18 protein-coding genes are annotated in these 18,669 nt (G+C 68.1%); 13 read left to right on the forward strand and 5 right to left on the reverse strand.

Translation table 11 applies throughout. The annotated features are described in order from the left end of the window. Window positions 1–45: 45 nt before the first annotated feature. The 6 genes from metH to hisG are packed head-to-tail and all read left to right on the forward strand — an operon-like array spanning window position 46 to window position 7,274. Window positions 46–3,615, forward strand: a complete 3,570-nt coding sequence (gene metH / locus WKC72_RS18765; RefSeq protein WP_370183879.1) for a methionine synthase — start codon at window positions 46–48, stop codon at window positions 3,613–3,615. Continuing rightward, window positions 3,608–4,300 carry an HAD family phosphatase gene (locus WKC72_RS18770; RefSeq protein WP_037229496.1) on the forward strand — a complete coding sequence of 231 codons (693 nt, stop codon included), beginning with the start codon at window positions 3,608–3,610 and terminating at the stop codon, window positions 4,298–4,300. The genes metH and WKC72_RS18770 overlap by 8 nt, the downstream gene beginning before the upstream one ends. A gap of 15 nt (window positions 4,301–4,315) precedes the next feature. Further along, a complete protein-coding gene (locus WKC72_RS18775) occupies window positions 4,316–5,173 on the forward strand; it encodes a rhodanese-related sulfurtransferase (protein WP_037229497.1) in 858 nt (285 codons plus the stop codon). A gap of 1 nt (window position 5,174) precedes the next feature. After that, on the forward strand, window positions 5,175–6,068 hold the full coding sequence (locus WKC72_RS18780; RefSeq protein ID WP_112298602.1) for a pseudouridine synthase: 894 nt from the start codon (window positions 5,175–5,177) through the stop codon (window positions 6,066–6,068). Window positions 6,069–6,093: 25 nt separating this feature from the next. After that, a complete protein-coding gene (locus tag WKC72_RS18785) occupies window positions 6,094–6,375 on the forward strand; it encodes a phosphoribosyl-ATP diphosphatase (protein WP_009473527.1) in 282 nt (93 codons plus the stop codon). Between the two features lie 47 nt (window positions 6,376–6,422). Further along, entirely contained in the window at window positions 6,423–7,274 is an 852-nt protein-coding gene (gene hisG / locus WKC72_RS18790; RefSeq protein WP_037229511.1) for an ATP phosphoribosyltransferase, read from the forward strand. A gap of 37 nt (window positions 7,275–7,311) precedes the next feature. Here the strand turns inward: hisG and WKC72_RS18795 are convergent, their stop codons facing one another. Then, window positions 7,312–8,148 (reverse strand): thioesterase family protein, encoded by an 837-nt coding sequence (locus tag WKC72_RS18795; RefSeq protein WP_370183884.1) that lies wholly within the window; start codon window positions 8,146–8,148, stop codon window positions 7,312–7,314. Then, window positions 8,145–9,050, reverse strand: a complete 906-nt coding sequence (locus WKC72_RS18800) for a RecB family exonuclease (protein ID WP_370183886.1) — start codon at window positions 9,048–9,050, stop codon at window positions 8,145–8,147. The genes WKC72_RS18795 and WKC72_RS18800 overlap by 4 nt, the downstream gene beginning before the upstream one ends. Window positions 9,051–9,143: 93 nt before the next feature. Between WKC72_RS18800 and WKC72_RS18805 the strand changes: the two genes are divergently transcribed. Beyond that, the gene (locus WKC72_RS18805; RefSeq protein ID WP_009473523.1) at window positions 9,144–9,998 is read left to right on the forward strand and encodes a tRNA (adenine-N1)-methyltransferase; all 855 of its coding nucleotides are present in this window, start codon (window positions 9,144–9,146) and stop codon (window positions 9,996–9,998) included. 48 nt (window positions 9,999–10,046) lie between these two features. On the opposite strand, the gene WKC72_RS18810 is transcribed toward WKC72_RS18805, so the two are convergent. Continuing rightward, on the reverse strand, window positions 10,047–10,550 hold the full coding sequence (locus tag WKC72_RS18810; RefSeq protein ID WP_037229516.1) for a hypothetical protein: 504 nt from the start codon (window positions 10,548–10,550) through the stop codon (window positions 10,047–10,049). 183 nt (window positions 10,551–10,733) lie between these two features. On the opposite strand from WKC72_RS18810, the gene arc reads away from it, so the two are divergent. Then, window positions 10,734–12,509 carry a proteasome ATPase gene (gene arc, locus WKC72_RS18815; protein ID WP_128642042.1) on the forward strand — a complete coding sequence of 592 codons (1,776 nt, stop codon included), beginning with the start codon at window positions 10,734–10,736 and terminating at the stop codon, window positions 12,507–12,509. Between the two features lie 66 nt (window positions 12,510–12,575). Here the strand turns inward: arc and WKC72_RS18820 are convergent, their stop codons facing one another. After that, on the reverse strand, window positions 12,576–13,124 hold the full coding sequence (locus WKC72_RS18820; RefSeq protein ID WP_037229520.1) for an NUDIX domain-containing protein: 549 nt from the start codon (window positions 13,122–13,124) through the stop codon (window positions 12,576–12,578). Window positions 13,125–13,206: 82 nt separating this feature from the next. Here WKC72_RS18820 and WKC72_RS18825 point away from each other — a divergent pair, with 82 nt between their 5' ends. From WKC72_RS18825 to prcA, 5 genes are all read left to right on the forward strand, one after another. After that, the gene (locus WKC72_RS18825) at window positions 13,207–13,584 is read left to right on the forward strand and encodes a nitroreductase family deazaflavin-dependent oxidoreductase (protein ID WP_370183890.1); all 378 of its coding nucleotides are present in this window, start codon (window positions 13,207–13,209) and stop codon (window positions 13,582–13,584) included. Between the two features lie 74 nt (window positions 13,585–13,658). After that, entirely contained in the window at window positions 13,659–15,158 is a 1,500-nt protein-coding gene (gene dop / locus WKC72_RS18830; RefSeq protein WP_007299057.1) for a depupylase/deamidase Dop, read from the forward strand. Window positions 15,159–15,328: 170 nt separating this feature from the next. Further along, window positions 15,329–15,523: a ubiquitin-like protein Pup gene (locus WKC72_RS18835; RefSeq protein WP_007299058.1), complete on the forward strand. Its 195-nt coding sequence runs from the start codon at window positions 15,329–15,331 to the stop codon at window positions 15,521–15,523. Further along, window positions 15,520–16,404 carry a proteasome subunit beta gene (gene prcB / locus WKC72_RS18840; protein ID WP_370183893.1) on the forward strand — a complete coding sequence of 295 codons (885 nt, stop codon included), beginning with the start codon at window positions 15,520–15,522 and terminating at the stop codon, window positions 16,402–16,404. The genes WKC72_RS18835 and prcB overlap by 4 nt, the downstream gene beginning before the upstream one ends. Then, a complete protein-coding gene (gene prcA / locus WKC72_RS18845; RefSeq protein WP_037229529.1) occupies window positions 16,401–17,180 on the forward strand; it encodes a proteasome subunit alpha in 780 nt (259 codons plus the stop codon). Before prcB ends, prcA begins: the two co-directional genes overlap by 4 nt. On the opposite strand, the gene WKC72_RS18850 is transcribed toward prcA, so the two are convergent. Then, on the reverse strand, window positions 17,171–18,637 hold the full coding sequence (locus tag WKC72_RS18850; RefSeq protein ID WP_370183896.1) for a phosphatase PAP2 family protein: 1,467 nt from the start codon (window positions 18,635–18,637) through the stop codon (window positions 17,171–17,173). The genes prcA and WKC72_RS18850 overlap by 10 nt on opposite strands. Window positions 18,638–18,669 lie beyond the last annotated feature (32 nt).

Below are 18,669 nucleotides of genomic sequence, written 5' to 3' on the forward strand. Positions count from 1 at the left end.
AGCCTACGGCCAGCATTGGTTCGCGCGCCCACTAGTCTGGACGGCATGTCTGCGCCATTTCACTCTGCCCTGCTCGATGCGTTGAACCAGCGCGTTGTCATCGGCGACGGAGCCATGGGCACCATGTTGCAGGCCGCGGACCTCACGCTCGACGACTTCCTCGGGCTCGAAGGCTGCAACGAAATCCTCAACGACACCCGCCCTGACGTGCTGAAAGACATCCACCGCGCGTACTTCGAGGCCGGGGCGGACGCCGTCGAGACCAACACGTTCGGGTGCAACCTACCCAACCTCGCCGATTACGACATTTCGGACCGTATCCGGGAACTGGCCGAGAAGGGCACCCGGCTGGCGCGTGACGTGGCCGACGAGATGGGGCCCGGACGCGACGGCATGGGCCGCTTCGTCCTCGGCTCGATGGGGCCCGGAACCAAGTTGCCGACGCTGGGCCACGCGCCGTTCGCGGTCCTCCGCGACGCCTACGCGGAGGCGGCGATGGGCATGATCGACGGGGGAGCGGACGCGATCCTCGTCGAGACCTGCCAGGACCTGCTGCAGGTGAAGGCCGCCATCCTCGGCAGTCAGCGGGCGATGGAGACGCTGGGGTCGCGGCTGCCGATCATCACTCACGTGACGGTCGAGACCACCGGCACGATGCTCCTCGGCAGCGAGATCGGCGCCGCGCTGACCGCGCTCGAGCCGCTCGGTATCGACATGATCGGACTCAACTGCGCGACCGGTCCCGCCGAGATGAGCGAACATCTCCGTCACCTGTCCAAGTACAGCTCCCTTCCGGTGTCGGTGATGCCCAACGCCGGATTGCCGCAGCTCGGCCCGAACGGCGCCGAGTACCCGCTCACCGCGGAGGAGCTCGCCGAGGCGCTCAGCGGTTTCGTCACCGAGTTCGGTCTCGGTCTGGTCGGCGGCTGCTGCGGCACCACGCCGGAGCACATCCGGCAGGTGGCCGAAGCGGTTCGCCTGGTCGAGAAGGCCGAGCGGAACCCGGTGCACGAGTCGGGGACGTCCTCGCTGTACACCGCGGTGCCGTTCCAGCAGGACGCCAGCATCCTGATGATCGGTGAACGCACGAACACCAACGGCTCCAAGGCATTTCGTGAGGCGATGATCGCCGAGGACTACCAGAAGTGCCTCGACATCGCGAAGGACCAGACCCGCGACGGCGCCCACATGCTCGACCTCAACGTCGACTACGTCGGACGCGACGGTGCCGTCGACATGGCCGCCCTCGCAAGCCGGTTCGCGACGTCGTCGACGCTGCCGATCATGCTCGACTCCACCGAGCCCGCGGTCCTGCAGGCCGGCCTCGAGCATCTCGGCGGCCGGTGCGCCGTGAACTCCGTCAACTACGAGGACGGCGACGGACCGGACTCCCGGTTCCAGAAGATCATGCGGCTCGTCACGGAGCACGGCGCCGCCGTCGTCGCGCTGACCATCGACGAGGAGGGCCAGGCGCGTACGGCGGAGCACAAGGTCCGCATCGCCGAGCGTCTGCTCGAAGACCTCACCGTGAACTGGGGTCTCGACGAGTCCGACATCATCATCGACGCGCTGACGTTCCCGATCTCCACCGGTCAGGAAGAGGTCCGCCGCGACGGCATCGAGACGATCGAGGCGATCCGCGAGCTGAAGAAGCTGCATCCGCGGGTGCACTTCACCCTCGGCGTGTCCAACATCTCGTTCGGTCTCAACCCGGCGGCCCGGCAGGTCCTGAACTCGGTGTTCCTGCACGAGTGCACCGAGGCCGGCCTGGACACGGCCATCGTGCACGCGTCGAAGATCTTGCCGATGGCGCGGATCCCCGACGAACAGAGGGAAACGGCCCTCGACCTGGTCTACGACCGCCGCCGCGAGGGTTACGACCCGCTGCAGAAGCTGATGGAACTGTTCGAGGGCGTCTCCGCGGCGTCGGCGCGCGAATCCCGCGCCCAGGAACTGGCGGCGCTTCCGCTGTTCGAGCGGCTGGAACGCCGCATCGTCGACGGTGAACGCAACGGCCTCGACGACGACCTCACCTCGGCGATGGAGGAGAAGCCGCCGCTCGCGATCATCAACGAGACGCTGCTGTCCGGCATGAAGACCGTCGGCGAACTCTTCGGGTCCGGGCAGATGCAGTTGCCGTTCGTGCTGCAGTCCGCCGAGGTGATGAAGGCGGCCGTGGCATACCTCGAACCGCACATGGAGGCCACCGACGAGGACGGCAAGGGCCGCATCGTCATCGCCACCGTGAAGGGCGACGTCCACGACATCGGCAAGAACCTCGTCGACATCATCCTGAGCAACAACGGGTACGACGTGGTGAACCTGGGCATCAAGCAGCCGATCGCGACGATCCTCGACGCGGCGATCCAGCAGAAGGCCGACGTCATCGGCATGTCCGGGCTGCTGGTGAAGTCGACCGTGGTGATGAAGGACAACCTGCAGGAACTCAACGCCAAGGGTGTCGCGGAGAAGTTCCCCGTCCTCCTCGGCGGTGCCGCACTGACCCGGTCGTATGTGGAGAACGATCTGGCCGAGGTGTACGAGGGCGACGTCAGCTACGCGCGCGACGCGTTCGAGGGCCTGCACCGGATGGACGAGATCATGGCCGTCAAGCGTGGCGGCGGACCCGACCCGGACAGCCCGGAAGCGATCGCGGCCCGCGAGAAGGCGGCCGAACGGAAGGCACGGCACGAGCGGTCCAAGCGGATCGCGGAGAAGCGCAAGGCCGCCGAGACCCCGATCGAGGTGCCGGAGCGATCCGACGTGGCCACCGACATCGTGGTGCCGAGCCCGCCGTTCTGGGGCAACCGGATCGTCAAGGGTGTCTCGCTGTCGGACTACTCGGGACTGCTGGACGAGCGTGCCCTGTTCCTCGGGCAGTGGGGTCTGCGCGGGCAGCGTTCCGGCGACGGTCCCACGTACGAGGAACTGGTGGAGACGGAGGGTCGCCCCCGCCTGCGGTACTGGCTCGACCGGCTGAGCACCGAGGGAATCCTCGCGCACGCCGCCGTCGTGTACGGCTACTTCCCCGCGGTGTCGGAGGGCGACGACGTGGTCGTGCTCACCGACCCGACACCCGACGCGGAGGAGCGCTTCCGGTTCACGTTCCCGCGCCAGCACCGCGACCGTTTCCTGTGTGTCGCCGACTTCGTCCGGTCCCGCACCGAGGCGAAGGAGACCGGTCAGGTCGACGTGTTCCCGATGCAGCTCGTCACGATGGGGCAGCCCATCGCGGACTTCGCGAACGAGTTGTTCGCCGCCAACGCGTACCGCGACTACCTCGAGGTGCACGGTATCGGCGTGCAGCTGACGGAATCGCTGGCCGAGTACTGGCATCAACGGGTCCGCGAGGAACTCGTGCTGCCCGGCGGTCACAACGTGGCCGAGCAGGACCCGTCCGAGGTGTCCGGGTTCTTCGACCTCGCCTACCGAGGTGCCCGGTACTCCTTCGGGTACGGCGCCTGCCCCAACCTGGAGGACCGCGCGAAGATGGTCGCCCTGCTCGAACCCGAACGGATCGGTGTGAAATTGTCGGAGGAACTGCAGTTGCATCCCGAGCAGTCCACGGATGCGTTCGTGCTGCACCACCCCGAAGCGAAGTACTTCAATGTCTGAGGCATTCGACGGTCTCGCAGGTGTTCTGTGGGACATGGACGGAACGCTGCTCGATTCCGAGAAGATGTGGGACGTCGCTGTCCGCGAGTTGTCGCTGCACCTCGGCGGGCCGATGACCGAGGAGACGCGGCTGAAGACGATCGGCGCGTCCAGCGCCAACGCCCTCGGCGTCATCTTCGACGCCCTCGGGCTCGACCGGGATCCGGCCGCGCTCGCCGAGGCCAAGGAATGGATGTTCACCCGCGTCGAGGAATTGTTCGGCGACGGGATCCCGTGGCGACCGGGCGCCCACGACGCACTGCGGACCGTCCGGGCGCACGGCCTGAGGTCCGCGCTGGTGACCAACACCGAGCGCCGGCTCACCGAGCGGGCGCTCGAGACGCTCGGCAGGCACCACTTCGACCACTCGGTGTGCGGCGACGAGGTGCCGGCGGGCAAACCGCATCCGGACCCGTACCTGCGGGGCGCGGAACTGCTGGGACTGGATCCGTCGCAGTGCCTCGCCATCGAGGACTCGCCCACCGGTGCGGCGTCCGCGCAGGCCGCGGGGTGCGTCGTCCTGATCGTCCCGTGCGAGATCGCGGTGGCCGACGGCCCGGGGCGGGTGTTCCGGGACAGTCTCGAGGGTCTCACCGGTTCCGACCTGGTCGAGGTGTGGGCGCAGCGGAGTGGCGTCCGTCTCTAGGTAGTCTGGTTTCCCGTGGCTGTCCCGAAAATCGTGCTGTTCTACGTGTTCACTCCGCTCGCCGACCCGGAGGCGATACGGCTGTGGCAGTACACACTCGCCGAGGCGAACAACCTGACCGGACGGATCCTCGTCTCCGAGCACGGCATCAACGCGACGGTCGGCGGTGACATCCACGACGTCAAGCGGTACGTGAAGGGGACGCGCAGCTACGCCCCGTTCAAGGACGCCGACATCAAGTGGTCCGACGGGCTCGGTGACGACTTCCCGCGGCTGAGCGTCAAGGTGCGGTCGGAGATCGTGACGTTCGGTGCGCCGGGCGAGCTGAAGGTGGACGCGGACGGCGTCGTCGGCGGCGGCACCCACCTCGCGCCCGAAGAGCTGCACCGACTGGTCGAGGGTCGCGGTGACGATGTCGTCTTCTTCGACGGGCGCAACGGTTTCGAGGCGGAGATCGGCCGATTCCGGGACGCCGTCGTGCCCGACGTGGCGACCACGCGCGAGTTCGTGCACGAACTCGACAGCGGCAAGTACGACCATCTGAAGGACAAGGCCGTCGTCACCTACTGCACCGGGGGAGTGCGGTGCGAGGTCCTGTCGTCGCTGATGCGCTCGCGCGGTTTCGGCGAGGTCTACCAACTGGACGGCGGCATCGTCCGCTACGGCGAGGAGTTCGGCGACACGGGCCTGTGGGAGGGGTCGCTGTACGTCTTCGACAAGCGGATGAACATCGAGTTCAGCGATCAGGCCAAGACGCTGGGACGTTGCACCCGGTGTGGCGGCCCGACGTCCCGGTACGAGAATCTGCCGGACGACCGGGGCCGCGAACTCGCGCTCGTGTGCGCCGAGTGCACCGAGAATCGGGTGGGCTGACGTGGCCGGGGCGCCGCTGCCGGTCCGCGACGGTCTCGGTCCCGATCGCATCCGGATGCCGGCAGGCCACGGCGCGAAGACGGTCGCCGAGTTCCTGGTCGAGACGTACCCGGACGAGCGGGCGCACTGGCTGTCGCTGATCGACGGCGGGGAAGTCGTCGACGAACACGGCCGGGTGGTGGACCGCGGAACCCGTTATGCCCCGACCCGTTTCGTGTACTTCTATCGCGACCCCGCACCCGAGATCCCGGTTCCGTTCGAGATCGACGTCCTGCACCGCGACGACCACCTCGTGGTGATCGACAAGCCCCATTTCCTCGCGACCATTCCGCGGGGCGCGCACATCACCGAGACGGCGGTGGTGCGGCTGCGGAGGGCGCTCGACCTGCCCGACCTCACGCCGGCGCATCGGCTCGACCGGATGACGGCCGGTGTCCTGGTGTTCCTGATCAGGCGGGAAGACCGCCGGGCGTATCAGGAACTGTTCGTCTCCCAGCAGGTCACCAAGGAATACGAGGCCGTCGCAGACCACGATCCCGCGCTTGCCTTTCCGCGGACCATCCGCAGCCGCATCGTCAAGGAACACGGAATCATGACGGCGACGGAGGAACCGGGGGAACCGAACAGCGAGACCGTCGTCGACCTGATCGAGACCCGGGAGGGCCGCGCGCGGTACCGGCTGCTACCGAAGACCGGCCGGACACATCAACTGCGGTTGCACATGTCGTCGCTGGGGCTGCCGATCGAGGGCGACAACTATTACCCGGACTTCCGCCGATCCGAGCCCGGCGACTTCTCGACCCCGCTGCGGTTGCTGGCGCGGGCCATCGAGTTCACCGATCCCCGTTCGGGCGAGGTCCGCCGGTTCGAGAGTCGCCGCACACTCGGGTGGTGACCGGTTCGGAGAGGTCCGCGGCGGCGTGAAACAATGGGTCCTCGTGAAGACCTTCGAATCCCTGTTCGCCGAGCTGACCGAGCGTGCCGCTACCCGCCCCGAGGGGTCCGGCACCGTTGCCGCCTTGGACGCCGGCGTCCATTCGCAGGGAAAGAAGATCCTCGAAGAGGCGGGTGAGGTGTGGATCGCCGCCGAGCACGAGAGCGACGAGGCGCTCGCCGAAGAGATCTCTCAGCTGCTGTACTGGACGCAGGTGCTGATGGTGGGTAAGGGCCTGAAGCTCGAGGACGTCTACCGACATCTGTGATCGGTGATCGAGACTCCTCCACCCGCTCCCGAAAGGAACCCTCAGCCATGCTGCGCGTCGCAGTCCCCAACAAGGGCTCGCTGTCCGAGTCCGCCGCCGAAATCCTCAGCGAGGCCGGCTACCGCCGTCGCACCGACTCCCGCGACCTGACCGTCCTCGACCCGTCCAACCAGGTCGAGTTCTTCTTCCTTCGCCCCAAGGACATCGCGATCTACGTCGGATCCGGTGAACTCGATCTCGGCATCACCGGCCGCGACCTCGCCCGCGACTCGGGTGCCCCGGTCTCCGAGCGGCTGTCGCTCGGCTTCGGCCGCTCCACGTTTCGGTACGCCGCCCCCGCGGGCAAGGACTGGTCGGTCGAGGACCTCGCCGGGCTCCGGATCGCCACGTCCTACCCCAACCTGGTGCGCGACGACCTGTCCGCACGTGGGATCGAGGCTTCGGTCATCCGCCTCGACGGCGCCGTGGAGATCTCGATCCAGCTCGGCGTCGCCGACGCCATCGCCGACGTCGTCGGCTCCGGCCGCACGCTGCGCCAGCACAACCTGATCGCGTTCGGCGACACCCTGTGCGACTCCGAGGGTGTCCTCATCGAGCGCGCCGGTTCGCCCGCCGACGATTCCGCGCGCAACCAGCTGGTCGAGCGGGTGCGCGGCATCGTGTTCGCGCAGCAGAACCTGATGCTCGACTACGACTGCCCCAAGACGATCCTCGACGACGCGTTGAAGATCACCCCGGGCCTGGAGTCGCCGACGCTGTCGCCGCTCGCCGACGAGAACTGGGTCGCGGTCCGGGCGATGGTGCCGATCAAGGGCCACAACGGAGTCATGGACGAACTCGCGGACCTCGGTGCCAAGGCCATCCTCGCGTCCAACATCCGGTCCTGCCGCGCACTCTGATCCCGTTCCACCGCAGCACGGTCCGTGCTCGCTCCATTCAGGGGCGGGCGCGGACCTGTACGGTCTGGGCGATCCGGCCGACGGCGCCGGTCTCGTCGTAGAGCACGCCCGCACACATTCCCACTCCGTCGGGTCCGATGGAGGTTTCGGAGCTGACCCCCACCCAGTCGCCCTCGGGGACCCGGAAGATGTGCACGGTGAGGTCGGTGTTGAGGAACGTCCAGTCCGCCGGGTCGAGTTTCGATCCCACACCGTTGGCGATGTCCGCGATGGAGAACAGTCGCTCGAGCGGCGTCAGGGTCTCGCCGAGAACCAGTGTGGGCCGCGGCTTCGCCCACAGCTTGCCCGGGCCCTCGCATCCCATCTCGGCGATCCACCGCCAGTCGAGGGTCGTCAGGTAGCCCGAATTCCAGGCTTCGCTGAACTTGCCGTCCCGGCCGGTGGACCGCGGTTCGAGTGGCGGGTCGACGACGTGGACGGCGTCGCTGGTGTCGACGGTCTCCATCCGCCAGGCCGAGCCCCGCGCCACGGCACGGGGCCGGTCGCCGACGGTCCACAATTCGGCGACCACGAGCTCCACCCGGCGTCCCGGTCGCTGCACCCAGGACCGGACCTCGAGCTCGGCGATGGGGATGGGACCGAGGATCTCGACCACGACCCGGGTGAGACGCACGTCGTCGCGTGGGGCGCAGCGCTCGAGTGCTCGCACGAGCAGCGCGGACGGGGGAGCGCCGTGCTGCATCGTCTCGGCCCACACGCTGATCGTCAGATCCGTGCTGTCGAACCGCTCGACGGTGATCTTCTGGTCCGAGTCCACTTCCGGCGCACTCAGTGCTTCCGAACCGAGTGGTACGTAATAGGACTCGGAACTCATTCGACAATCTCCTCGAAACCCGGTGCGTCTTCGGCGGGCCCCTCCGGCCATCCCGGGTAGGGAGGCGGCGTTCCGCCGAACGAGGGGCACAGGGACTTATGATCACACCAGTCGCAGAGCCGGCTCGGCTTGGGTCGGAAATCACCGGTGACCCCGGCCGCCAGGATGGCCTTCCAGATCGCCGACAGCGTGCGCTCGAACCGCAGCAGTTCGTCCTCGTCGGGTGCGTAGGTGAGGACCGTGCCGGACGCGAGGTACAGCAGCCGTAACTGCGCGGGGACGATGCCGCGGGTGCGGAGCAGGACCAGCGCGTAGAACTTCATCTGGAACAGCGCTTTGGACTCGGACATCTCGCGGGGTGCGCGGCCGGTCTTGTAGTCGACCACCCGCACCTCACCGGTGGGGGCGACGTCGATGCGGTCGACGAATCCGCGGAGCAGCACCCCGTCGGCGAGTTCGGTCTCGACGCGCTGCTCGCACGATTCGGCCTCGAACCGGGTGGGATCCTCCAGCTCGTAATAGGCGGTGACGAGGGAACGCGCCTCGTCGAGGAAGGTGTCGCGCTCCTCCTCGGGGACCAGGTCGATCAGGTCGGGGGCCTCGGCGAGAATGCGCTCCCAGGACGGGAGGATCAGATCGACCGCCTTCTGCGGGACGCGTTCGGCCGCGGGCAGCCCGAACAAGGTCTCCAGTGCGGCGTGCACGACCGTGCCCTTCACCTGCGCGCGTGACGGCGCCTCGGGGAGCCGGTCGACGGCGCGGAAACGGTAGAGGAGCGGGCACTGCTTGAAGTCGCCGGCGCGGGACGGTGACAGGGCGGGGCGCCTGCGGGTGGTCGAAGTGTCGCCGGGCTGTGACGGGGAACCCTTTGTGACGGGGGCTGGCGACTCTGAGATGCTCACACCTGGCAGGGTAGGCCCCCGGTCCGACAGTCGAGTCGGGCGCGGTGTGGGCGTCGGACGGCGCCGGACGAACAGGCTGAGGAGTCGGTGACGATGGTGGGACGCGAAACGCGACCGAGCGGACCGTTTCGGGTGGGCGATCGCGTCCAGTTGACGGACGCGAAAGGCCGGCACTACACGGTCAACCTGGAGGCCGGCAAGGAGTTCCACACCCACCGCGGCGGCATCCTGCACGACGACCTGATCGGCACCGACGAGGGCAGCGTGGTCAAGTCGACCAACGGCACCCCGTACCTCGCGCTGCGACCGCTGCTCGTCGACTACATCCTGTCGATGCCCCGCGGGGCGCAGGTCATCTACCCGAAGGATGCCGCGCAGATCGTCCACGAGGGCGACGTCTTCCCGGGCGCCCGCGTGCTCGAGGCAGGCGCCGGGTCGGGCGCGCTGACGTGCTCACTGCTGCGGGCGGTCGGTCCGGAAGGCCGGGTCATCTCGTACGAGGTGCGCGACGACCACGCCGAACACGCGGTCCGGAACGTCGAGACGTTCTTCGGGGAACGCCCCGAGAACTGGGATCTGACCATCGCCGACGTCGCCGAGTTCGACGCCGACGCGGCGGGCGGTCAGGTCGACCGGGTCGTCCTCGACATGCTGGCCCCCTGGGACGCGCTGCCCGCGGTGTCCAAGGCGCTGGTTCCCGGCGGTGTGCTCATCGTCTACGTCGCCACTGTGACGCAGCTCTCGAAGGTGGTCGAGGCGATGCGCGAGCAGGAGTGCTGGACCGAGCCGCGGTCCTGGGAATCGATCGTTCGCGGGTGGCACGTCGTCGGGCTCGCCGTGCGCCCGGAACACCGGATGCAGGGCCACACCGCGTTCCTGGTGAGCGCCCGGCGTCTCGCCGAGGGAACCGTCACCCCCAAGCCGCAGCGCCGCTCGGGCAAGGGCTGAGACACGCCTTCGGCGGCGCCCGGAGAGGGCGCCGCCGAAGGAGGAAAACTAGCTGCAGCCGGCGCGTGCCATGCCCAGCAGGGTGCACGTGCTCTCGTCCGACACCTTCCAGGTGCCGTCGACGTTCTCCCACGTCCACGCGGTCGGAGCGGCTGTGCCGTGCGGGCTGACGATCGCGACGTTCGCCGTCGCGGTATCGCCCTCTACCTGCACATCCGTGACCGTGAAGGACACCGGGTAGTTGGCCATCGCCGCCGTCATGGCCTCCAGATTCGGGCGGCGTTCGTCGCCGTCGACGACCACGGCGGTCTTCTCGTCGACCGGTCGGGCAGGATCCACGAGCAGCTGGAGTGTGCCGAGCAGTTCCTCCGACGTGGGGGCCGCAACCGCCTCGGCTGCCGCCGACGATGTGGCCGCGGACGTCGTCGCCGCGGCGTCGGAAGCGTCGTCGGACGAGCAGGCCGACATCCCCAGCGCGAGAACCACCGCGCCGACGGCAACCGCGGACCTACCGATGAAGGATGTGCCGTTCACGGGCTTGCGGATTATCACGACGAACCCTTTCGTTACACAGGACAGAGAGGCAACTGCTTGACAAGTAGGTAAGGCTAACATGAGAGGTTCGGTGGCCCAGGGTGTCGTGTATGCCGATTCGCAATCGGCAGAATCCGTGTCACGGCGCAGAATTCGGGCAGTGCCGGTAGCGTTGATAGATCTCATTGGGAGGAGACGCACATGAGCTCGACAGAGAACCCCGATTCGGTTGCGGCCGCACGAGAGCTCGAGGCGTTGCGCGCAGAGGCGTCGGCACTGCGCAGGCAGCTCGCGGAGTCGCCGGAACAGCTTCGTGAGATGGAATCGCGAGTGGACTCGCTGTCCATCCGGAACACCAAGTTGATGGACACCCTCAAGGAGGCCCGTCAGCAGCTCATCGCCCTTCGAGAAGAAGTCGATCGCCTCGGCCAGCCGCCGAGCGGGTACGGCGTGCTGCTCGGAGTGCACGACGATCAGACCGTGGACGTGTTCACCTCCGGGCGCAAGATGCGGTTGACCTGCTCCCCGAACGTCGACGCCGAGACCCTCAAGCTCGGCCAGACCGTACGCCTCAACGAGGCACTCACGATCGTGGAGGCCGGCAACTTCGAGCGTGTGGGTGAGATCAGCACGCTGCGCGAAGTCCTCGACGACGGTCAGCGCGCCCTCGTGGTCGGGCACGCCGACGAGGAACGGATCGTCTGGCTGGCCGAACCCCTCGCCACCGTGTACGCGGACAGCGAGAGGGAGTCGATCGCGTACGACGCGGAATCGCCCACCCGCAAACTTCGGCCGGGCGACTCCCTCCTCGTCGACACCAAGGCCGGGTACGCGTTCGAGCGGATCCCCAAGGCCGAGGTCGAGGATCTGGTCCTCGAAGAGGTTCCCGACGTGCACTACGACGACATCGGCGGCCTCGGACGGCAGATCGAGCAGATCCGCGACGCCGTCGAGTTGCCGTTCCTCCACAAGGACCTGTTCCACGAATACGAGCTGCGGCCACCGAAGGGTGTGCTCCTCTACGGTCCGCCCGGGTGCGGGAAGACGCTCATCGCCAAGGCGGTCGCCAACTCGCTCGCGAAGAAGATCGCGGAGGCCCGGGGGCAGGACAGCAAGGAAGCCAAGTCCTACTTCCTCAACATCAAGGGCCCCGAGCTGCTGAACAAGTTCGTCGGCGAGACCGAGCGGCACATCCGGCTGATCTTCCAGCGGGCCCGGGAGAAGGCGTCCGAGGGCACCCCGGTGATCGTGTTCTTCGACGAGATGGATTCGATCTTCCGTACCCGCGGATCGGGCGTCTCCTCCGACGTCGAGACGACCGTCGTGCCGCAGCTGCTCAGTGAGATCGACGGTGTCGAGGGACTCGAGAACGTCATCGTGATCGGCGCGTCCAACCGCGAGGACATGATCGACCCCGCGATCCTGCGTCCCGGCCGCCTCGACGTGAAGATCAAGATCGAACGCCCCGACGCGGAGTCGGCACAGGACATCTTCTCGAAGTACCTCGTCGAGACGCTGCCGGTGCACAGCGACGACATCGCGGAGTTCGGCGGCGACCGCACTGCCTGCATCCGGGTGATGATCGAACGGGTCGTCGACCGCATGTACGCCGAGAGCGAGGAGAACCGTTTCCTCGAGGTCACGTACGCCAACGGCGACAAGGAGGTCCTGTACTTCAAGGACTTCAACTCGGGCGCGATGATCCAGAACATCGTCGACCGCGCCAAGAAGTACGCGATCAAGTCGGTGCTCGACACCGGTGCCCCGGGCCTGCGGGTCCAGCACCTGTTCGACTCCATCGTCGACGAGTTCTCGGAGAACGAGGACCTGCCGAACACCACCAATCCCGACGACTGGGCCCGGATCTCGGGCAAGAAGGGTGAGCGGATCGTGTACATCCGCACACTGGTCACCGGCAAGAACGCGAGCGCGAGCCGCGCCATCGACACCGAATCCAACACGGGCCAGTACCTGTAAGCCGTCCGGCACCACCTGCGCGGCGGGAACCCGAACCCGGTTCCCGCCGCGCAGGTGTGCTGTGTGTCAGCGGTCCCGTGTGACGAGGTAGTCCTCGAGGAGCGCCCGGGTGTCCGGTACGAACGGCCACTGCGGGTCGTGCAGGTGCGTCACCAGTTCGTGGGGCGTCCACCACCAGCCCGACGCGATCTCGCTGGCCTGATGGACGATCGGCCCGTCCCAGTGCGTCTCGTAGGCGTACAGGTGGCAGCGCAGCCGCAGACCCTGCCAATGCCCGTCCCACGCCACCGTCGCGATGGGGGTGAGGCCCACTCCGGTGATGCCCAGTTCCTCCGCCAGCTCCCGGCTCGCGGCCTCCTCCGGGGTTTCCCCGGGATCGACCACCCCGCCCGCCAGGCAGTCGTGATGTCCGGCGAACACCGTCTTCGTGTCCGCGCGTCGGTGCACGTAGAGGCGCTTCCCGTCGCCGGATCGGACGAGGACGCCCGCACTCGCATGCCACAACCCCTCGGCGTAGACGCGGGAACGCTCGGCGGACCCCACCGGTCGTCCCGCACTGTCGAACACCGCCACCACTTCGTCCGTGCCGGGTGGGGTGTTCGGTGCGGAATCCATGTGTCGATCCTGCCAGCACCCCGGCGGACGTCGGTACTGTCGAGGTCGGTTGCTCGTTCCGGTGCCGAAGGGGTGAGAGTGCATGGCGTTGCCGCGTTCGGTCGCCCGATTCAACCGGGTCGTCACCAATCAGGTGAGCCGTCACGTCGCGACGATCCTGCCCGGGTTCGCGATGGTCGAGCACCGGGGCCGCAGGTCGGGCAAGGCGTATCGCACACCCGTCAACGTGTTCGTCGTGGACGGCCGCTACCGGTTCGCGCTGACGTACGGTGCGCACAGCGACTGGGTGCGAAACGTGGTGGCGGCGGGCGGATGCACCATCGTGACGCGCCGCCGGACGGTGCACCTGACGGACCCGAGAGTCGTCACCGACAGCACCCACTCCTGGGCTCCGGCCGGGGTCCGGACGGTGCTCCGGGCGATCTCGGCGGACCAGTACCTGGAGTGCTCGCCGGGCTAGTCGCCGGACGCGGACGGCTCGCGCGGTAGGAGTGTGCCGCCGGGTGATGTGGGTGATCGCATAGGCTCGGCAGCATGCAGCGGATCATCGGTGTCGAAGTCGAGTACGGAATCTCCTCACCCAGCGAGCCTTCGGCCAATCCGATCTTGACGTCCACCCAGGCGGTGCTGGCCTACGCGGCGGCAGCGGGAGTGCCGCGCGCCAAGCGCACCCGATGGGATTACGAGGTGGAATCCCCGCTGCGCGATGCCCGCGGATTCGACCTGGGCCGGCTGAGCGGCCCGGCGCCGGTGATCGACGCCGACGAGGTCGGCGCGGCCAACATGATCCTCACCAACGGCGCCCGGCTCTACGTCGATCACGCGCACCCCGAGTACTCGGCCCCGGAGGTCACCGACCCCCTGGACGCCGTGATCTGGGACAAGGCCGGCGAACGGGTGATGGAGGCGGCCGCCCGGCACGCCTCGAGCGTCCCCGGCGCCCCGCGACTGCAGCTGTACAAGAACAACGTGGACGGCAAGGGCGCGTCGTACGGCACCCACGAGAATTACCTGATGTCCCGGGCCACGCCGTTCTCCGCGGTGATCAACGGGCTGACCCCGTTCTTCGCGTCCCGTCAGGTGATCTGCGGGTCGGGCCGGGTGGGCATCGGCCAGTCCGGTGACGAGGCCGGCTTCCAGCTGTCCCAGCGGGCCGACTACATCGAGGTGGAGGTCGGGCTCGAGACGACACTCAAGCGCGGCATCATCAACACTCGCGACGAACCGCACGCGGACGCGGACAAGTACCGGCGTCTGCACGTCATCATCGGCGACGCGAACCTCGCCGAGATGTCGACGTACCTGAAGGTCGGGACGACGGCGCTGGTCCTCGATCTCATCGAGGCCGGTGTCGACCTCACCGACCTGCAGCTGGCCCGCCCGGTGACCGCCGTGCATCACATCAGCCACGATCCGACGCTGCGCGCCACGGTCGCGCTGGCCGACGGCCGGGAACTGACCGGGCTTGCGTTGCAGCGGATCTACCTGGACCGCGTCGACAAGTTCATGTCCGCCGAGGGCAACGACGACCCCCGCGTCGCCGATCTGCTGGAGAAGTGGGCGATGGTGCTCGACCTCCTCGAGCGGGACCCGATGGAGTGCGCTCACCTGCTGGACTGGCCGGCCAAGCTGCGGCTGCTCGAGGGTTTCCGGAACCGTGAGGGCCTCAACTGGTCCGCGCCGCGACTGCATCTGGTCGACCTGCAGTACTCGGATGTCCGCCTGGACAAGGGGCTCTACAACCGGCTGGTCGCGCGCGGGTCGATGGAACGGCTCGTCTCGGAGCAGGCGGTGCTCGACGCCGTCGACACCCCGCCCACCGACACCCGCGCCTACTTCCGGGGTGAGTGCCTGCGCAAGTTCGGGGCCGACATCGCGGCCGCGAGCTGGGATTCGGTGATCTTCGACCTCGGTGGCGACTCCCTGGTCCGTATCCCCACCCTCGAGCCGCTGCGGGGCAGCAAGGCGCACGTGGGGGAGTTGCTGGAGTCGGTGGAGACCGCGAAAGAGCTCGTCGACGAACTCACGAACTGACCCGTCGACCGGTCCCGGACGGATCTGCGCCGGAACTCGCCGTCGCGTCGGCACACGTGGGGCGGCGACGCTCGGTAGGGTGAAGGTCCGAGCGGATGATGTAGTCAGACTGCTTGGCAGGACAGGACGCTCGGAAGAAGAGCTCCCTTCACACAAGGAGGTCGGCTGCGATGGCGCAAGAGCAGACCAAACGAACTGGTGGCGGCGACGAGGACGACACCCCGGGTGCTGACGGTGCCGCGGGTCAGGAACGTCGCGAAAAGCTGGCCGAGGACACCGACGACCTGCTCGACGAGATCGACGACGTGCTCGAGGAGAACGCCGAGGACTTCGTCCGGGCCTATGTCCAGAAGGGCGGCCAGTGACGGCGGATCGACCGGCATTGCGGACAGGCGACGGTGAGACGAGGCTCAGTTTCGGTTCGAATCTGAGCTCGTTCACCGAGTATCTGCGTGGTCACGCACCAGAATTGCTGCCGGAGAATCGGATCGGCCATCGTTCGCACTCGACACGGGGTGGTGACGGGATGGAGAGCGGTGATCTCGCACCGCACGGAACGACGATCGTGGCGCTCAACTACAAGGGTGGCGTCCTGCTCGCCGGCGACCGGCGCGCGACCCAGGGCAACCTGATCGCCAGCCGGGACGTCGAGAAGGTGTACGTCACCGACGAATATTCGGCGGCCGGCATCGCCGGCACCGCGGGTATCGCCATCGAACTGGTCCGCCTGTTCGCCGTCGAACTCGAGCACTACGAGAAGATCGAGGGCGTTCAGCTGACCTTCGACGGCAAGGCCAACCGCCTGGCGTCGATGGTGCGGGGCAACCTCGGGGCGGCCATGCAGGGTCTCGCGGTCGTCCCGCTGCTCGTCGGCTACGACCTCGACGCGGACGACGAGGCCCACGCGGGCCGGATCGTCTCGTACGACGTCGTCGGCGGCCGGTACGAGGAACGAGCCGGATACCACGCGGTCGGTTCGGGATCGTTGTTCGCGAAGTCGGCACTGAAGAAGATCTACTCGCCGGACAGCGACGAGGAGACCGCCCTGCGGGCGGCCATCGAATCGCTGTACGACGCGGCCGACGACGACTCGGCCACCGGTGGGCCCGACCTGACCCGCGGTATCTACCCGACCGCGGTCACGATCACCCAGGCCGGTGCCGTACACGTGTCCGAGGAGACGACGTCCGAGTTGGCTCGGCGCATCGTCGCCGAGCGCACCGAAGAAGGGGGGTCTGCGCGATGACCATGCCGTATTACGCCTCCGCCGAGCAGATCATGCGGGACCGCTCGGAACTGGCGCGCAAGGGAATTGCCCGGGGACGCAGCGTCGTGGTGCTCACGTTCCGCGACGGCGTGCTGTTCGTCGCCGAGAATCCCTCCACCGCGCTGCACAAGGTCAGCGAGCTGTACGACCGGCTCGGCTTCGCGGCCGTCGGCAAGTACAACGAGTTCGAGAACCTGCGGCGCGCCGGGATCGTCCACGCCGACATGCGCGGCTACTCCTACGACCGCCGTGACGTGACGGGCCGATCGCTGGCCAACGCGTACGCCCAGACCCTGGGCACGATCTTCACCGAACAGCCCAAGCCGTACGAGGTGGAGATCTGCGTCGCGGAGGTCGGGCGCGTGGGCAGCCCGAAGGCTCCCCAGCTGTACCGCATCACCTACGACGGATCCATCGTCGACGAACAGCATTTCGTCGTGATGGGTGGCACGACCGAGCCGATCGCGACCGCCATGCGCGAGTCGTACCGTGCCGACCTCGATCTCGAGGCGGCGGTCGGTATCGCGGTGAACGCGCTGCGTCAGGGCGGTGCCGGGGAAGGCGAGAAGCGGAACGTCGACGTGGCCAGCCTCGAGGTGGCCGTGCTCGACCAGTCCCGGCCTCGCCGCGCGTTCCGGCGGATCACCGGACCCGCGCTCGAACAGCTGATCCCCGCAGCGCCTGCGGCCGCCTCGGAGCCCGCTCCGGAGTCGAAGCCGGACACCGAGACGAAGCCGGCCGACCCTCAGGTCTGAGGCCGGTACACCGCGATACCTTCGGGCACCGTCCGGAAGTCGAACCTCAGGGCGTCGGCGACCACTTCACCGTCGGTGGCCAGCGCGACCGGCGAGCCGTCCACGCGGACGGTGAGCCGGGGCACGAGGGATCGCACGTACACCCGGCTGCTTCCGAGCGTCCCGGTGGCGGCGGCGAACAGCAGCCGCGGCCGGGACGCTGTCCGGTCGGCCCGCACGTACCGGACGTCGAGCAGTCCGCCGGTGATGGCGGGACGCGACATCGGGACCTGATCGGCCGGGGAATACCGACCGTTCCCCACGAACAACATCCAGACCTTCACGGGCCTGCCGTCGATGGTGACGGCGAGCGGTGTTGCCGCGGAGAGAATCCGGATCATCGCCACACACGCCGCGGGCCACTTGCCGTACCGCGGCTGCCACTTCTCCCGCAGTCGCACCGCGTCGGGATAGCCACCGAGACTGGCGGTGTTGAGGAACGGCGCCGGCTCCGCGACGTCGGTGTGGACGACGGCCTGATCGACGAGAACCGCATGTCCGGTCTCGACGGCGTTCGCCGTGTCCGAGATGTCGGCGACGCCGGCGTCCCGCGCGAAGTGATTGAGCGTTCCGCCCGGGAACACCGCCAGCGGCAATGCGTGACGCGCTGCCGCGGACGCGACGGCGACCACGGTCCCGTCGCCACCGCACACTCCGAGGGCGCGGGGCTTCCGGTCGGTCACCCAGGCGTCGAGTTGTTCGGCGAAATCGCGGTCGGTGTCGAGTGCGCGCACGTCGGCCTTGGGGAGAGCGGTCGTGATCTCCTCACTGGGATCGACACTGTCGGGCCCGGAATCCGGGTTGACCACCACGAGCAGGTCCTCACCGCCCCGAAGTGCCGGTGCGTCGACGGTGGGGCCCAGCTCTGCCGGTTCCTCTGTGCGCACCGCCCACCAGCGGCGGGTGCCCGATGCGACGGCCCCGCCGAGTATCAGCCCGGCGGCAACATCAGTCGGCCAGTGCACGCCGTTGTGCACACGGGAGTAGGCGACCGCGGCGGCAAGGGGGGCCACGACGGCAGCGGTCGCGGGCGATTCCAGGGCGACACCCGTGGTGAATGCCGCCGCCGACGCCGCATGTCCGGACGGGAACGACGAGGACCGGGGGATCGCTACCCCACGCAGCACGTTCGTCCATACGCGGGCCGGCGGGCGGCGCCGCGGGAACAGCGGCTTGAGGATGCCGTTGGCCAGACCGCTCGCCATCGCGAGGGACAGCAGGCCCCGCACACCACCGCGCCGGGCGCGCCCGCCGACCAGTCCCAGCACCGCCGCCACGAACCACCACAGCAGCCCCTTGTCGGCCGCGCGGCTGAGGAAGCGCATGGCCCGGTCGAGCCCGGACGGGCTCAGATCGGCGCTGCGGTCGAAGACGATCTCGTCGGCCCGGTGGATTCGGTGTAGGTGTCGGTTCACCATCTCAGGGTATGCGCGGGGTGTCGCCGAACGGT

The organism is Rhodococcus wratislaviensis (assembly GCF_041228765.1).
Taxonomy (GTDB): domain Bacteria; phylum Actinomycetota; class Actinomycetes; order Mycobacteriales; family Mycobacteriaceae; genus Rhodococcus_F; species Rhodococcus_F wratislaviensis.

Bases quoted from the DNA above. Each gene is read 5' to 3' on its own strand.
- WKC72_RS18825 (WP_370183890.1), top strand. From the start codon at position 13,207: ATGGCGTTGCCGCGTTCGGTCGCCCGATTCAACCGGGTCGTCACCAAT.
- WKC72_RS18820 (WP_037229520.1), bottom strand. From the start codon at position 13,124: ATGGATTCCGCACCGAACACCCCACCCGGCACGGACGAAGTGGTGGCG.
- WKC72_RS18850 (WP_370183896.1), bottom strand. From the start codon at position 18,637: ATGGTGAACCGACACCTACACCGAATCCACCGGGCCGACGAGATCGTC.
- prcA (WP_037229529.1), top strand. From the start codon at position 16,401: ATGACCATGCCGTATTACGCCTCCGCCGAGCAGATCATGCGGGACCGC.
- WKC72_RS18795 (WP_370183884.1), bottom strand. From the start codon at position 8,148: ATGAGTTCCGAGTCCTATTACGTACCACTCGGTTCGGAAGCACTGAGT.
- arc (WP_128642042.1), top strand. From the start codon at position 10,734: ATGAGCTCGACAGAGAACCCCGATTCGGTTGCGGCCGCACGAGAGCTC.
- dop (WP_007299057.1), top strand. From the start codon at position 13,659: ATGCAGCGGATCATCGGTGTCGAAGTCGAGTACGGAATCTCCTCACCC.
- hisG (WP_037229511.1), top strand. From the start codon at position 6,423: ATGCTGCGCGTCGCAGTCCCCAACAAGGGCTCGCTGTCCGAGTCCGCC.
- WKC72_RS18835 (WP_007299058.1), top strand. From the start codon at position 15,329: ATGGCGCAAGAGCAGACCAAACGAACTGGTGGCGGCGACGAGGACGAC.
- WKC72_RS18805 (WP_009473523.1), top strand. From the start codon at position 9,144: ATGGTGGGACGCGAAACGCGACCGAGCGGACCGTTTCGGGTGGGCGAT.
- metH (WP_370183879.1), top strand. From the start codon at position 46: ATGTCTGCGCCATTTCACTCTGCCCTGCTCGATGCGTTGAACCAGCGC.
- WKC72_RS18770 (WP_037229496.1), top strand. From the start codon at position 3,608: ATGTCTGAGGCATTCGACGGTCTCGCAGGTGTTCTGTGGGACATGGAC.